Origin of the sequence: Caballeronia novacaledonica, from assembly GCF_900258035.1 — a bacterium.
GTDB classification, from domain to species: Bacteria; Pseudomonadota; Gammaproteobacteria; order Burkholderiales; family Burkholderiaceae; genus Caballeronia; species Caballeronia novacaledonica.
Genome location: NZ_OGTP01000003.1, coordinates 178348 through 193506 on the forward strand (window position 1 = coordinate 178348; position 15159 = coordinate 193506).

Here is a 15159-nt window from a genome sequence, read left to right on the forward strand (position 1 = left end):
AAGGTTACTATCATCAATTCAGACTATTATTATTCGATCCGGCACACCATAATCACCAGATCATGCTTAATGAACCGATGTTGGGCGATCTCCGCCTGTTCTGCGAAGTCGCGCGCCGGCTTAGTTTCGTGGCGGCCGCGCACGAGTTCGGCAATTCGCAGACGCACGTCAGCAAGCGCATAGCCTTGCTGGAAAAGACGCTCGGGGTGAAGTTGCTGCACCGCACGACACGCCGTGTGTCGCTCACGACTGATGGCGAAACGGTGAACCGCTGGGCACGCGCGATCCTGCAGGATGTCGATGCGATGCGTGACGACCTGTCCAGCCTGCGGGTAAATCCTAGGGGATCGCTGCGCATCAGTTCGAGTCAGCGTCTCGGGCGCAGTCACATCGCGCCAATCGTGTCGCTGATGAAGAAGCGCTATCCCGAACTCGAAATCTGGCTGGAACTGGTTGACCGTCGCGTCAATCTCGTCGACGAGGGTTTCGATCTCGACATCCGCGTGGGCGCGGTACAGGAGCCGGGACTGATCGCGCATCACATCGCCGTTAGTCCACGCGTGCTGTGCGCAGCGTCCGCCTATCTCGAAACGCACGGCCGGCCGAGGAGCGTCGACGAACTCGCGCAGCACGACTGCCTTGTCTTTCGGGAGCGGGACGAGCCCTTCGGTGTCTGGCGTCTGCTCGGCCCGGGCGGCTGGAGTACGGTCAAGGTCACGGGTCCGCTCGCCTCGAATCACAGCGACGTCGTTTTGCGCTGGGCGCGCGATGGTCACGGTATCGTGATGGTCGGGCAGTCGTATGTGGCTCACGCACTCACTGAAGGCCTCCTCGAGCGCGTACTGCCTGCATGGGAGCAACCCGCGGACGTATGGGCGATGTCCGCAGCACGCGCCGCGCAGTCGGCAAAGGTGCGCGTCTGTATCGACTTTCTCAAACAGGAGCTCGCGGACGGCGAGTTTGCATTGTGGAAACCGTGACCGAGGCCTCAGCGCACGCTGCTGAATAACTGCGCTACCGTCTCCCGCAGCCAGCGATTGCCAGCTTCGTGGTGGTACCTGGCATGCCAGTGCTGCCGTACGGCAAAGCCCTCCACTGGAACGGGGCACGGATGGACCGACAGATCGTTGACCTGCGCAAGCGTCTGGCCAATGTGGCGCGGCAGCGTGGCAATCAGGTCGGTCGTCTGGATGATCGCGCCCAGCCCGAGAAATCCGGGCAATTCCAGCACAACGTCCCGTTGAATCTGTTCGCGCAAAAGCGCCTGTTCCAGTAGTTGGGCGCCCGTCCCCGCTGTGATGGCGACATGTCCTTCTGTGCGGTATTGCTTCAACCCAAGCTTGGAGCGCACGCGAGGATGATGCCGGTTGGTCAGGCACACCCAGTCCTGCGTGTACAACTGCTGCTGGTAAATGCTGCCGCTGAGCCACGGCACATGGCCGATTGCCAGGTCCGCCTCCCCTGATTCGAGCGCCCGTTCCGTGTTGCCATCGATCCTCGCCACCTCCAGACGAATGCCTGGCGCCTGCGCCCGAATGTGCGCCAGCATTCGGGGAAGTAGCGTGACGTGGCTCGCATCCGTCATGCAGATGCGAAACCGGCGCTTCGCGGTAGCGGGATCGAACGCGATCTCCCACGCAGCGAAGCGTCGCAGCGATTCGAGAATCTCGCGGCATGGCCCGATCAGCGCGTCGGCTTGCGGCGTGGGCGCCATGCCGCCAGGCGTGCGGATGAACAAAGGATCCTGCAGGAATTCACGCAGACGTCCGAGCCAGATGCTGATCGTCGGCTGGCTTTGTCCGAGCTGCTCCGCCACACGGGTGACGCTGCGGGTGTCGTACAGGAGGTCAAAAAGCTGCAACAGCTTCAGGTCGGGCAGTTCGGCGGGGATCATGACCATTATTACGTTTGATAATGAGGTCATTGTAACCATTGCATTGCCACGATGAGCGGCGACTTCTATCGTTGCGTCAACACATCTGGAGACGCCAATGAAGATCGCAATTCTGGGGGCAGGCGCGCTGGGCTGCGCCATCGGTTCCACACTGACTGAAGGCGGCCACGAGACCTGGCTGATTGACCGCTCGCCGGCACACGTCGAGGCGATGCGCCGCGGCGGCCTGCAAGTCGACGATGCCAACGGTTCCCTGCGCGTCAAGGTCCGCGCGGCGACGCAAGCCGCTGAAGTCGGCGCCGTGGACCTGGTCGTCGTCCTGGTGAAATCCTTTCACACGGATTCGGCCATGCGCGGCGCGCTGGATCTGATCGGGCCGGATACGCTCGTGCTCTCGTTGCAGAACGGCCTCGGGCACGAAGATGTGCTCGCCGAAATCGTAGGCCGTGAACGCGTGCTGGCCGGCAAGACGTACGTCGGAGGCGTGCTTCGGGGGCCGGGCCATATCCAGCGCGGCGTGAGTGGAAAACTCACGTATATCGGAGAACTGGACGGCCAGATCACGAGCCGGGCGCAGGCGATCGCGAAAGAATTCAACGCGTCGGGCCTGGAAACCCGGGTCAGCGACAACATCCTCGGCACGATGTGGGACAAGTTGCTGATCAACGTCGCGACAGGCGCACTGACTGGCATCACGCGTCTCACCTACGGCCAACTCTACGAAGAGCCGATTCTCAAAGCGACCGCGCTGGCCGCCGTGTCCGAGGCGATGGCTGCCGCGAAGGCGGCCGGCATCAAACTGTCCATGACGGATGCCGAGCAGGCGTGGAATCTGGCAGCCGAAGGGCTTTCACCCGCGTTCAAGACCTCGATGCTGCAGAGCCTGGAGAAGGCTTCGGTCACGGAGATCGACTTCATCAATGGGGCGGTCGTGCGCTGGGGCGAACGGCTCGGCGTGCCGACACCGGTCAACTCGACGCTGGTCGCATGCATCAAGGGCATCGAGCGCGCCATGATGGACCAGCAACGAGAGGGAGCGACAGCATGAGCGGCACCAAAGCGTATCTGGAACACGTCGCGATTTGGGTGAAGGACATCCACTGGCACATTCGCTTCTTCGAAGAAGTGCTCGGCATGACCATGCGCGAAGTCGACGGCACCGTCGAAGCACCGCGTCAGTACTGGACGCTTGGTGGACTGCAATTCATCGGCGATTCGAGTTACGAAGGCCCTGAAGGCCGGCTCGCCCATCTGGGCGTGATGTGCGAAAACCTCGAAGCCGCGCTTACTGTAGCGCAAGCGTTCGGCGTTACTGAAATGCCGCAGGGACGCAACTGGCTGCGTCTGCCAGATGGCCTTGCGGTCGAACTGATTCAGGCGAAACCCGCTGCATGCGTCACGCAGGCGCTGGCGATCAATCCACGCTCGGAGGCGTGACCATGACGATCATCGAGAAATATTGGGACGACGCCCGCGAAGGCGACGAATGCCTGAGCCCGACCTACACGGTCACTAAGGAACGCATCCTGGCTTATGCCGACCTCACGGGCGACCACACGCCCGTTCATGTTGACGAAGCCTATGCCAACGCCAGCCACTTCGGTTCGATCGTCGCGCACGGCCTGTTTGGACTGTCGATCGCGGACGGGCTCAAGACGCAAAGCGAATATCGCTTCTTGCCGGGCATGTCGCTCGGGTGGACGTGGGACTTCCTGCTGCCGATCAAGGTCAACGATGTGCTGCATGTGAAGTTCCGCGTGGGCGCGATGCGCGCGAGCAAAAGTCGTCCGGACTGGGGCATCGTTGTGTTGCCGTCCGAGCTGGCTAACCAGGACGGCCAGGTCGTCCAGCGCGGCGAGCATCGCCTGATGGTGCCGCGCCGTCCGGGAGCGTTCTGATGCAAGCCCGTCCTCTCGAAGGTATTCGCGTCGTCGACTACAGCCATTTCCTTGCCGGTCCCTATGTTGGACGCTGCCTCGCGGCGCTCGGCGCGGAGGTCATCAAGGTCGAGCGTCCTGGCAGCGGCGATGCCGGCCGGCAGCACGCCACCGTGCTCGATGACCAGCAAAGCGCCTATTTCCTGCAGCTCAACATGGGCAAGCGAGGCGTAAGCGTCAACATGAAGGATCCGCGCGGCAAGGAGTTCATGCAGCGCCTGTGCGATTCGGCCGACGTGTTCATCGAGAACTATCGACCGGGCGCGCTGGACAAGCTCGGCCTCGGATACGAAGCGCTGTCGGCGCGCAATCCTCGCCTCGTCTATTGCTCGATCTCGGCGTATGGACATACCGGGCCAGACGCGCATCGCGCAGGCTTCGGCCTGATCGCCGAAGCGAAGAGCGGCATCATGCAGATGATCGGCGAGCCCGGTTCGCCGCCGCCGCTGATGCGCATCTCACTCGGCGACATGTACACCGGCATCCACGCGGTTGCCGCGATCAACGCCGCGCTGCTCGGTCGCGTGACGAGCGGCCGGGGCCAGCACATCGACATGGCGCTCTATGACACGCTCGTGTCGATGCACGAGTACGCAGTGCAGTGTTACACGATGCAAGGCATCCTGCCCGAACAGACGGGTCACGACATGCCCACGTCGACCCTTTATGGCGTGTTTCGCGCCGCCGACGGTGATCTCGTCATCGCGGCGCAAGTGGACGACGCGTGGAAGCGTTTCGCCGCGCTTGTCGAGGCGAACGGCGGACCGGCGGGCTTCGGCACCGACACCCGCTTCCACAACCTCAACGGCCGCAACGCCAATCGCGTTGAGATTCTTTCAGTGGTGAAGCCCTGGGTGGCCGCGCGGCCCGTTGCGCAGGTGCTCGAACTGCTGGACAGCGTCGATGTGCCTTCCGCGAAAGTTCAACGTATCGACGAAGTGCTGGCCGATCCGCAGATCATCGCGCGCGGCATGGTCGTTGAACAGCAGCACCCGCGCTTCGGGACGCTGCGCCTACCGAACCTGCCGTTCCGCTTTTCCAACTGCGACACGACGATTCGTGAAGTCGGGCCGGACCTCGGTCAGCACAACGCGGAAGTGGCGCAGTTGCTGGGCTTCATGCCTGCCGAGATCGACGCCATGCAGACCGATGGCGTTCTTTTTTCGAAGTGAGGACACGATGACGGACCAATACGCGGTGATCGGCAATCCGATCGGACACACCAAGTCTCCCCTGATTCACGGGCTCTTTGCCGAGGAGACGCAGCAGGATATGGCTTATACGGCCATCGAAGGCCCGCTGGAACCCGAGCAGGCCTTCGCCGACACCGTGCGCGCGTTCGCTGACGCAGGCGGCAAGGGAATGAACGTCACTGCTCCGTTCAAGCTGAAGGCATTCGCCATGGCCGACAAGCGCAGCGAACGAGCGGAGCTTGCGGGAGCCGTCAATGCCCTGAAGTTCGAGGACGGCCGGATCATCGCCGAGAATTTTGACGGCATCGGACTCGTGCGCGATATCGAGGTGAATCTCGGCCTGCCGATGGCCGGCAAGCGCGTTTTGGTACTCGGCGCGGGCGGTGCCGTGCGCGGAGCGCTGCTGCCGTTCCTCGCCGCGCGGCCGGCCGAGTTGGTCCTCGCGAATCGTGACATCGCCAAAGGCCGTGCGCTCGCAGCCCAAGTGAGCGGGCGCGGTCCGATTTCCACCTGCGGATATGGCGATCTGGAGGCCATGGGACGCTTCGATCTCGTGGTCAACGCGACGTCGGCCAGTCTCACGGGCGACCTGCCGCCCGTTCCTCCGAGCGTGTTCAGTCCTGAAGGCACGGCCTACGAACTCGCTTACGGAAAGCGCTTGACACCTTTTCTTCGGCTCGCGCGCAATGCCGGCGTGCGCGGCATCGCGGATGGCGTGGGGATGCTGGTGGAACAGGCGGCGGAAGCCTTCGACTGGTGGCGCGGCGTGCGCCCGGCGACGCGAGCGGTGATCGACCGCCTCACGGTGCCGCTCGATTGATTGTGCAATGGAGAGACGAATGAAAAAGGTCCTGATGCTTCACGGTATTAACCACAACATGTTCGGCAAGCGCGATCCAATGCAGTACGGAACGATCACGCTGGCTGAAATTGACGGTCGTTTGCAGGCTCTTGGCGCTGAAATCGGCGTACAGGTGGAATCGTTCCAGACGAACAGCGAAGGGGCGATGTGCGAGCGCATTCACCAGGCCTTCGAGGAACGCTGTGACGCCGTGCTGATCAACGCCGGCGCGTGGACTCACTATAGCTATGGCATCCGCGACGCGCTGGCGATTCTCACCTGCCCGGTCGTGGAGTTGCACATGTCGAACATCCACGCGCGGGAGCCTTTTCGACATTATTCCGTGCTTGCGGAAGTGGTCCAGGGGCAGATCTGCGGATTCGGGGTGGAAAGCTATCTGCTCGCCTTGCGGGCGGCGGTCGCTCAGACCAAACAAAAGTGAAGGAAAACAGCAATGGCTGCTCGCGAGAGCGAAGCAGCCATCGAGATGCTGGTCGCCGGTACTGATTGTATGTCCTTAATTGGCCGGCAAGCGCACGCTCGCCGGCCGCCGGCTATTAGATTTCCGTCTGCTCGGCCATCTCGAGTGCATCGTCTACCTCGATCCCGAGGTATCGCACGGTGCTTTCAATTTTTGTATGGCCCAACAACAGTTGGACCGCGCGCAGGTTCTTGGTGCGTCGATAGATCAAAGACGCTTTCGTGCGTCGCATCGTGTGCGTGCCATACGCAGTGTCATCGAGTCCGATCGACGCGACCCAACGATGAACGATGCGCGCATACTGGCGGGTCGAGACGTGCGCCGAGGTGTGCAGCCGACTTGGAAACAAATAGTCGGCAGGCTTCAATCCCCGCGCGGAAATCCAGGCGGAGACACTTTGACGAGTCTGCTCCGTGATTTCAAACTGCACTGGTCTATGCGTTTTTTGCTGCATGAAAGTCGCGCGAGCTACGACATGACCTCCCATATAGACGTCCTGTACTTGCAGTCTCGTCAGATCGCACCCCCGAAGCTTGCTGTCGATTGCAAGGTTGAACAGCGCCAATTCACGAGCGTTGGACGACATCTGGAGCCTCGTCCGAATTGCCCAGATCTCACGGAGCTTCAATGGTGACTTCTGACCGGTCAGCCTTCCCTTGTTCCAAGCCACCCGGCGTGCGTCCGAGGAATTAAGCGTTTTCATGACAACCTCCTCTTTAATGAAGGGAGATTGATTTTGCGCGCTGGGGAAGCGGTCGCTGTTTCAACCCCTATGAGACGATCACCCACCGCAAATCCAACGGCTGATTGGAGATTCGGAAGAGTCATCCCCTAAAGTTGTCCGAAACGTGAGTCGCTATATTCGACAGCGACCTCCTCGCGTGCTGGCGATGCCATTGCCCCAATGGGCATTTCCCTTGCCTCCGACCCAACCTTAATGTCAAATAGCTCGGCTTGTCAGATGCTCTGAAGGTTTGATGTTCCTACACATACTCAGGGAATTAATGATGCGTGATATCCGACCCTTCTCGTCAGGCACATCGAAATTCGCCTCTGTACCGTTGGCACTTTTCACGACGGCCATGCTTTCCACCTTGCTGGCGGGGCAGTCAGACGCACTGGCGGCGTCATTCCCCGATGCCCTGTTGACGACGCCGGGGACGCCCGACGTGGTCGCCAAAGGTCTGGAGACCGACGGCTATCAACTGGCGGTTTCGGCTTATATCTGGGGCTATCCGCTCGTTCGCATGGAGCGAACAATGCGCGAGTACACCGACGTACCTTCGCCGAAGCCGCCCACCAGCTATCGCGCACCGCTGGACACGATCGGTTGGGCCACCGAGTTGGCATCGCCCGATGCGAAAGATATGCCGACCGCGAACAATGACACGTACTACATGAGTGCGGTGGTGAAGCTCGATGAGCCATGGATTTTTACGGTGCCCGACACGCACGACCGATATTACGTTGTTGACGTATTCGATATGTATCAGGAACTCGAACACTATATTGGCCGTCGCACCACGGGTACGAAGGCCGGGCGTTACGCGCTCGTACCGCCGGGTTGGAAGGGCACGCTGCCGACGGGCGTCAAGAGGTTGGACGTCAGCACCAATAAAGTGTGGCTCTGGGGGCGCCTGCGGGTCCTGCCTGGCGAGTCCCCGGCCCATCTGGCGGCCCTGCAAAAGCAGTTCAAGCTCGTGCCCCTGAGTGCGATCAACAAAACGAACTACGTACCACCGAAAGCGTCTCTTGAGCCATTGCCTGCCATCGATGGCGATGAACTCGGCTTTTTCGTGCATCTGGGCGAGGCAGTCAAGCTCAACCCGATCAAGCCGGCCGATCAGGCCTTGTTCGCCCAGTTCGCGCGTATTGGCTTGACGAAGCAAGGGCTTGATCCTTCCAAGCTTGATCCCGCAGTACGCAAAGGCATGGTGCGCGGGCTTGCCGATGCGCCCGCGGTGGCCGTCGCTTCACTTGCGAGCACCTCCAGCAAGCGCAATGGCTGGGACTGGGTTACGGGACTGGACAGCTTTGGCTACAACTACCCGCTGCGCGCTGTAGTTGCGGGCCCTTACCTCGGCGGCAACGGCGAGAAAGAAGCGATGTATCCCATCCGCTACTCGGACAGCGACGGCAAAGCTCTGGACGGGGCCAACAAGTATGTGATCAAGTTCGATTCGCTTCCACCGGTCAACGCATTCTGGTCGATCACCATGTACAACGCTGGCGACAAGATGCTGGTGCCCAACGAGATCAAGCGTTATAAGGTCGGCTCCGACACGCAAGGTCTTGTCAAAGCGGCAGACGGCTCTGTGACGATCCCTATCCAACACACCAAACCGACTGGAGATGCGGCGGCAAACTGGCTACCGGCGCCCGAAGGCGGCTTTTACGTGATTCTCCGTATGTATCAACCGAGCGACGACATCCTGAGCGGGAAATGGCAGATCCCGGAACTGAAGCGTGTTCCCTGATCTGTCTGGCTTGAAAACAACCGCCGCGGCAATTGAGGGCCACTTAAGGAAGCCTGCACCTAGGCAGGCTGCCGTGGAACCACCCTGTGCGCTCGTGCGGTGAGCGGAGGAAACAGTCGGGGACGCGGTCCGGCGACCGTCGGAGGTCGCCCGCTAGTTCTGGCACATCGGACATGCGAATGTCCAATCCGGCTCGGAGGCGACCGGCTGTTGATGGCCGGCAAGCGCTCGCTCACCGGCCACCGGCGGTCACACTTCGGTTTGCTCAGCCATTTCGAGAGCATCGTCTACCTCGATCCCGAGGTATCGCACGGTGCTTTCGATTTTTGTATGGCCCAAGAGTAATTGAACTGCGCGCAAGTTCTTGGTGCGTCGATAGATCAACGACGCTTTCGTTCGTCGCATGGTGTGCGTCCCGTACGCGGTGTCATCGAGCCCGATCGACGCGACCCAACGATGAACGATGCGCGCATACTGGCGCGTCGACACGTGCGCTGAGGCATGCAGTCGACTTGGAAACAAATAGTCGGCAGGCTTCAATCCCCGCGCCGAAATCCAGACAGAGACACTTTGACGAGTCTGCTCCGTGATTTCGAACTGCACTGGTCGATGGGTTTTCTGCTGCATGAAAGTCGCGCGAGCTACGACATGGCCTCCCATGTAGACGTCCTGCACTTGCAGGCGCGTCAAATCGCACGCTCGAAGCTTACTGTCGATCGCAAGATTGAACATCGCCAACTCGCGTGCGTTGGACGACATCTGTAGCCTAGTTCGGATCGCCCAGATTTCCCGGAGCTTCAGCGGAGGCTTCTGGCCGGTTAGCCTTCCCTTATTCCACGGCACCCGACGAGCGTCAGACGAATTAAGCGTTTCCATGACAATCTCCTCTTCAACGAAGGGAGATCGATTGTGCGCTTTGCGGAATGGGCAATCTTCGACCCAATTCGGCCACTGATACGCGTGCTCTTGCAAGGGCCGCATGCAGGCAAACAAGTGTCATTCGCGTCCAGGCACAGCCGGACTACCGAACTGCCGTGCGATCGCGCGAAGGCGCCGACGAACTATGACTGCGTAGCCGAGTTCTGATCAGCGCCCTACTCTGCCTCGTCACTCAGAGCAGCTTCCAGTTGGGCGCTCGATGCGATCAACGCATGCTGCGAAATCACCCTTTCAAGCAGAACCGCGTGGACTTGCTCCTCTGAATCCACGCAAGCATCGCCGGCAACGACAAGGTTGAAGTCGAGATCGAACGCTTGTCTTGCCGTCGAAAGCACTACGCCAGACGTTGTGACGCCGGCCAGAATAAGGGTATCGATGTCTTGCGCTCGAAGAATGCGCTCAAGGTCAGTCCCGCTGAAAGCTCCGATTCGATGCTTCACCACGACCGGCTCAGTCTCGAGAGGCGCGAGCTTCGAGTGAATCTTCGTTGCCTCGCTGCCGGGCGCAATCAGGCCACTTCCCTTAAGCATCGTGAATAGCTTATTCCGTGAGCTAATCTCAGGGTAGCCGGGTCGGAAACCGACGTTGACGTGGACCGTCAGCATGGACGCCGCACGAGAAGCCTCAAGAAGCGTTGATGCATTGCTTATCGCTTGGTCCGCGGCATCCCGCGCAACGAAATTGTCGAGAACAGAATTTTGAAAGTCCATCAACAACAAGGCGGACTTTTTTGGATCGATAGAGAGCACGTCAGACATGAAGAGTAGGCTCAGTTTTTGAGGGATATAGATTTGGGAGCGGCCGGCAACACGCCTATCCTTCTGTTGATGGCGGCACCCGACAGCAGCAAGATGCTGGTCCCAACGAAAACGGCACGCATGCCGATCTGGCCACCGATAAACCCACCAATGAGTGGTCCGAGAACTTGCCCGCTGAATTGCGACGACAGCGAATAGCCCATCGCCGTCCCGACGAAGTTTTCTGGCACATTGTGCCGAATAACCGCCGCTATGCAGGGGAGCAGGCTGCCAAGCGAAAGGCCCATTAGAAAACGCAACACGATAAGCTGCCACGCGCTCGTAACTAATGCCTGCGGTATAAGCAAGACTCCAGCGGTCGTCAGCGCAATGATGATCACCTTCGTGTGCCCGACGCGATCTGCAATTCTTCCGAGGCGGGACGCCGAAACGATGCTACCGAGCGCCGCGGTAGACATCACGAATCCGGAAAACAACGTAACGCGAGCGGGATGGTCGACCAGCGTCGCGACGTAGACGGTGATGATCGGCTCGATCGACATGTTCGCGATCATCAGCAGCAAGCCGGTGCCGAGCATGGCAAGCACGATCGACTTGTTCTGAACCTGTGACCAGCCGCCACTGCGCTGCTCTTTGGCGACCCGAAACTTGCCTGGCTCCTCGCGAAGGTACAGCACGGTCGCCAGGAAGGCGATGAGGATCAGCGCCCCTGAAAACCAAAAAGTGGCCCTTATTCCGATCAATGACGGTAGCGAGCCACCGGCAAGAGGACCAAGGAGATTGCCGGCCATCACGCCAGACGCGAGCACACCGAGCGCCCATCCTACTCTGTGCTTCGGTGTCTGAACGGCGATGAGAATCGTCGCACCCGACGAGTATCCTCCCGCGATCCCCGCTAACAGCCGTAACCCCACGAATTGCCAGATGTTCGTCGACATACCCATGAGCGGCATGGTCAGAGCCATGCCGAGGCTGGCGCGCACGAGCATGGGCTTACGACCGAATCGATCTCCCAGATGACCCCAAAGCGGCGCGATTAGACCTGCGGCCAGAAAATTGGCACCGAAAGCGATCCCTGACCACTGCACGATGGCAGCATGGCCCCTCACGCCGAGTTCTCCGACGTAAAGCGGCAAGAACGGCAACACCAGAGTCATCGCGAAGACGGTCGCAAACGACCCGAACAGACAGATCGCTAGATTGCGTTGCCAGTAGCTGTCGTTGGAAGAATCCATATACTTGATGCTTAAGACGAAGATACACACCGACATGGTATACTTTTTTGGTGTACCAATGTGGCTTATGATGATTAACGGTTGATACCGGAGATGTGCAGTTGACGACGCAGACCCAGTTGGTCGAAGAGCAGCTTCGACGAATGATCCTGGACATGGACATCGGTCCGGGTGAGCGCCTGACCGAACGCGGATTGGAGACCCAGTTCCAGATTTCGCGAACATCGGTGCGCACAGCGCTTCTCCGACTCGAGGGCGAGGGGTTAGTGAGTCGCAATGGGCGTGGCTGGATCATCCCGCCAATCGATCTGGAGGAAGTCAAGCAGCTCTTCATCTACCGGGAGATTCTGGAGGTGGCAGCCCTTCAGATCGGTGGCCTGACAGCGAGTGCCGCTGAGCTTGCTGAGATCGAAGCGATACTCGACGCTGTCACAAAGGACTCAACGCCTGAGGAGTGCGATTTTGCGGCCCGCCAGTTTCATCTCAGGATCGGGAGCCTCGCAAAGAACGAATTCGTGACCCGAGGCATTGCCGATTGCATGACGCGCCTGCTTCGTGTTCGCTGGATCGAGAACGACGCCTCACTTCCCGGCACGGCCGAACATCGTGCGGTCTTGCGCGCGCTTCAAAAAGGCCAGGTCGACAAGGCGATCGAGCTCACCAGAAGCCACATCAGTGCGGCCAGGGACCGATTACTCGAAGCATTAACAGCAGGCCGACGAAGCCTGCGTGCCCGTGGAATCGTCATTTCGTAGGCATAGGTCGATCGGAATAGGCGGCGCTGGTCGCAGTCCGTTCTTGCGTACTACACCGTATGCTAAATTCCAGCGTCTGATCCATTTGGCGCAGACAATCAGAAACCAGGTCGTGCAGCGAGAAGTCTTACGAACTATGCTGAAAAATCGAGATTCTGTTGCGGAGCTCGCCTTCGATCTTCGCGAGACATTAGGACGAGGAGCAAGACTGATTCGGGTCGAGTCGGGTCCTCCGCTTTCGCAACTCACCGTATTGGGTCATCTGCAGCGTCAGGGAGCCATGAGCACGAACGATCTGGCTATAGCCGAGCGCGTCCGGCCTCAGTCGATGTCGCTCACGGTGCAGGCATTGGAGAAAGCGGGATTAGTCGGCCGCAAGCCTCATCCGACTGATGGTCGAGCGACCATCATCCAACTGACAAAGAAAGGCAGCAAGACCCTCGAGAATATATTCGCGGTGCGGGAAGATTGGTTGAACGCCGTGATTGTCGAGAAGCTGTCGGAAGACGAACGTCAGGAGCTTCAGAAAGGCTTGTCGCTGATCAAGAGGATCATCGAGACGCGCGAATAGACTGCGCGTCCGTCGTCCGATATGCGCGGATTGTCAGACCTGCAAGCACACGTACTTGATCACGACGTAGTCATCGATCCCGTAGTGTGACCCTTCCCTGCCAAGACCCGATTGCTTGACACCGCCGAACGGAGCAACCTCGTTTGAGAGCAAGCCGGTATTGACGCCAACCATGCCGTACTCCAGGGCTTCGGCCACGCGGTAGACGCGCGCAACGTCACGGCTGTAGAAATACGCGGCAAGCCCGAATTCCGTGTCGTTCGCCATTCGCACGACCTCATCATCTGATGCGAACTTGAAGAGCGGCGCGAGTGGCCCGAAAGTTTCCTCCTTCGCCACCTTCATTTCCGAAGTGACGCCCGTCAGCACTGTCGGTTCGAAGAAGCCGTGGCCAAGCCCGTGCCGCTTGCCGCCCGTCGAAACGCGGGCACCCAACGACACCGCGTCGGCAATGTGCTCCTTCACTTTTGAGACGGCAGCCTCGTTGATAAGCGGCCCGAGCATGACACCCTCGTCGGTTCCGCGACCAATCTTCAGGTTGCTCACAGCTTCGGACAGCTTCTGCGCAAAGCTGTCGTAGACGCTTTCGTGCACATAGAACCGGTTCGTGCAGACGCAGGTCTGGCCGCTGTTGCGGTATTTCGAGGCAATCGCACCCTGCACTGCCGCGTCGATGTCGGCGTCGTCAAACACGATGAACGGCGCATTACCGCCCAATTCCAGTGTCACCTTCTTGACCGTTGGCGCGCACTGCGCCATGAGCAGGCGTCCAATCGCGGTTGACCCTGTGAACGATAGTTTGCGCACGACCGGATTACGGGTCAGCTCGGCACCGATCTCTTTTGGGTCGCCCGTAAGAATATTCAGCACGCCCTTCGGTAGCCCAGCACGTTCCGCCAGAACGGCCAGTGCCAACGCAGTGAACGGCGTCGCTTCAGCAGGCTTGACGACAATCGGACATCCAGCCGCCAGGGCGGGACCGACCTTTCGCGTGATCATCGCGGCTGGAAAGTTCCACGGGGTAATGGCGGCGCACACCCCTATCGGCTCCTTAGTCACCAGGAGGCGCTTATCCGCTACGGGAGTCGCCAGCGTGTCTCCGGCGACACGCTTTCCTTCTTCCGCAAACCACTCGATAAAGGATGCGGCATAGGCGATCTCGCCTTTTGCTTCGGCGAGTGGCTTGCCTTGCTCCGTCGTAAGAATCAACGCAAGGTCGTCGGTGTTCTCGACAATCGCATCGAACCACCGTCTGAGGATGACGGCGCGCTCTTTCGCTGTCTTCGATCGCCATCCCTGCCAGGCGGCATTGGCGGCATCGATGGCGCGACGTGTCTCGCTCGCGCCCATACGCGGCACGCGGCCCAGCAAGTCCCCATTAGACGGATCATGCACTTCGAACGTCGCTCCGCTTTCCGCGTCCTGCCATTCGCCATTGATGAAGGCCGCGTGACGCAGCAGCGTCGGATCCTTGAGTCGGTTTGTCAGGGTCATATTGCTTGCTCGAGTACTTAGGGTACTTAGGGTGGGTGCGACGGCGCTCTACAGCCTGGCGAGCGCGGTCAATCGAATCAGCGCAGGGCGGCGAGAATCGTATCGGGATCGGTGACTTCGTATTTTCCGGGTGCGTCTACCTTCAGCGTTCTGATCACGCCATCCTCCACGATCATCGCGAAGCGCTGCGAACGTACGCCCATTCCGCGCTCGGTCAAATCCTGAGTCAGCCCGATTGCTTCAGCAAAGTGAGCACAGCCGTCAGCGATCATGTTGACCTTGCTCGTTGCGCGGAGGTCCCGCCCCCACGCGCTCATCACAAAAGCATCGTTGACAGATACACACCAGATTTCATCGATGCCAGCTTCGACGAGTTCCGAAGACGTCGCGACGTAGCTCGGCGCATGCTTCGCCGAGCATGTCGGCGTGAACGCACCGGGCACGCCGAATATCACCACGCGCTTTCCCGCGGTTCTCTCCCGCGTCGAGAACGATTGTGGACCGACAGCACACCCTTCAGAGGCCTCATCGATAAACTCGAACAGCCTCGCGTCGGGCAACAGATCACCTTCCTTTGTCATCTT

General features: G+C 59.9%; 17 protein-coding genes. 10 read left to right on the top strand and 7 right to left on the bottom strand.

Features of this window, described 5'->3' with window-relative positions; genetic code table 11:
• Nucleotides 1-62 precede the first annotated feature (62 nt).
• A complete protein-coding gene (locus tag NOV72_RS06965; protein WP_181290899.1) occupies nt 63-980 on the top strand; it encodes a LysR family transcriptional regulator in 918 nt (305 codons plus the stop codon).
• 8 nt (nt 981-988) lie between these two features.
• Here the strand turns inward: NOV72_RS06965 and NOV72_RS06970 are convergent, their stop codons facing one another.
• Nucleotides 989-1894 (bottom strand): LysR family transcriptional regulator, encoded by a 906-nt coding sequence (locus tag NOV72_RS06970; RefSeq protein ID WP_106854048.1) that lies wholly within the window; start codon nt 1892-1894, stop codon nt 989-991.
• A 97-nt stretch (nt 1895-1991) separates the two neighbouring features.
• Between NOV72_RS06970 and NOV72_RS06975 the strand changes: the two genes are divergently transcribed.
• Genes NOV72_RS06975 through aroQ form a run of 6 tightly spaced genes read left to right on the top strand, consistent with a single transcriptional unit; the run spans nt 1992 to nt 6307 of the window.
• A complete protein-coding gene (locus tag NOV72_RS06975; RefSeq protein WP_106853870.1) occupies nt 1992-2942 on the top strand; it encodes a ketopantoate reductase family protein in 951 nt (316 codons plus the stop codon).
• A complete protein-coding gene (locus tag NOV72_RS06980) occupies nt 2939-3331 on the top strand; it encodes a VOC family protein (RefSeq protein ID WP_106853871.1) in 393 nt (130 codons plus the stop codon). Before NOV72_RS06975 ends, NOV72_RS06980 begins: the two co-directional genes overlap by 4 nt.
• A gap of 2 nt (nt 3332-3333) precedes the next feature.
• Nucleotides 3334-3792: a MaoC family dehydratase gene (locus tag NOV72_RS06985; protein ID WP_106853872.1), complete on the top strand. Its 459-nt coding sequence runs from the start codon at nt 3334-3336 to the stop codon at nt 3790-3792.
• Entirely contained in the window at nt 3792-5003 is a 1212-nt protein-coding gene (locus NOV72_RS06990) for a CaiB/BaiF CoA transferase family protein (protein ID WP_106853873.1), read from the top strand. The genes NOV72_RS06985 and NOV72_RS06990 overlap by 1 nt, the downstream gene beginning before the upstream one ends.
• Before the next feature lie 7 nt (nt 5004-5010).
• Nucleotides 5011-5844, top strand: coding sequence for a shikimate dehydrogenase (gene aroE / locus NOV72_RS06995; protein ID WP_106853874.1), 834 nt, complete (start codon nt 5011-5013; stop codon nt 5842-5844).
• A gap of 19 nt (nt 5845-5863) precedes the next feature.
• Nucleotides 5864-6307 (top strand): type II 3-dehydroquinate dehydratase, encoded by a 444-nt coding sequence (gene aroQ / locus NOV72_RS07000; RefSeq protein ID WP_106854049.1) that lies wholly within the window; start codon nt 5864-5866, stop codon nt 6305-6307.
• Nucleotides 6308-6422: 115 nt separating this feature from the next.
• Here aroQ and NOV72_RS07005 read toward each other — a convergent pair whose 3' ends face one another.
• A complete protein-coding gene (locus NOV72_RS07005) occupies nt 6423-7049 on the bottom strand; it encodes a tyrosine-type recombinase/integrase (RefSeq protein ID WP_106853875.1) in 627 nt (208 codons plus the stop codon).
• 301 nt (nt 7050-7350) lie between these two features.
• Here NOV72_RS07005 and NOV72_RS07010 point away from each other — a divergent pair, with 301 nt between their 5' ends.
• Nucleotides 7351-8823, top strand: coding sequence for a DUF1254 domain-containing protein (locus tag NOV72_RS07010; RefSeq protein ID WP_245932929.1), 1473 nt, complete (start codon nt 7351-7353; stop codon nt 8821-8823).
• 249 nt (nt 8824-9072) lie between these two features.
• Here the strand turns inward: NOV72_RS07010 and NOV72_RS07015 are convergent, their stop codons facing one another.
• The 3 genes from NOV72_RS07015 to NOV72_RS07025 all read right to left on the bottom strand — a co-directional run bounded on the left by NOV72_RS07015 (nt 9073) and on the right by NOV72_RS07025 (nt 11755).
• A complete protein-coding gene (locus NOV72_RS07015; RefSeq protein WP_106853877.1) occupies nt 9073-9699 on the bottom strand; it encodes a tyrosine-type recombinase/integrase in 627 nt (208 codons plus the stop codon).
• A gap of 218 nt (nt 9700-9917) precedes the next feature.
• Nucleotides 9918-10520 carry a cysteine hydrolase family protein gene (locus tag NOV72_RS07020; protein ID WP_106853878.1) on the bottom strand — a complete coding sequence of 201 codons (603 nt, stop codon included), beginning with the start codon at nt 10518-10520 and terminating at the stop codon, nt 9918-9920.
• 11 nt (nt 10521-10531) lie between these two features.
• Nucleotides 10532-11755 (bottom strand): MFS transporter, encoded by a 1224-nt coding sequence (locus NOV72_RS07025; RefSeq protein ID WP_106854050.1) that lies wholly within the window; start codon nt 11753-11755, stop codon nt 10532-10534.
• A 95-nt stretch (nt 11756-11850) separates the two neighbouring features.
• Here NOV72_RS07025 and NOV72_RS07030 point away from each other — a divergent pair, with 95 nt between their 5' ends.
• Together NOV72_RS07030 and NOV72_RS07035 are read left to right on the top strand one after the other, a co-directional pair.
• On the top strand, nt 11851-12510 hold the full coding sequence (locus NOV72_RS07030) for a GntR family transcriptional regulator (RefSeq protein ID WP_245932930.1): 660 nt from the start codon (nt 11851-11853) through the stop codon (nt 12508-12510).
• Between the two features lie 136 nt (nt 12511-12646).
• On the top strand, nt 12647-13081 hold the full coding sequence (locus NOV72_RS07035; RefSeq protein ID WP_146149950.1) for a MarR family winged helix-turn-helix transcriptional regulator: 435 nt from the start codon (nt 12647-12649) through the stop codon (nt 13079-13081).
• A gap of 33 nt (nt 13082-13114) precedes the next feature.
• Here NOV72_RS07035 and NOV72_RS07040 read toward each other — a convergent pair whose 3' ends face one another.
• A complete protein-coding gene (locus NOV72_RS07040; protein WP_106853880.1) occupies nt 13115-14575 on the bottom strand; it encodes an NAD-dependent succinate-semialdehyde dehydrogenase in 1461 nt (486 codons plus the stop codon).
• 77 nt (nt 14576-14652) lie between these two features.
• Nucleotides 14653-15156, bottom strand: a complete 504-nt coding sequence (locus NOV72_RS07045; protein WP_106853881.1) for a peroxiredoxin — start codon at nt 15154-15156, stop codon at nt 14653-14655.
• Between the last annotated feature and the right edge of the window lie 3 nt (nt 15157-15159).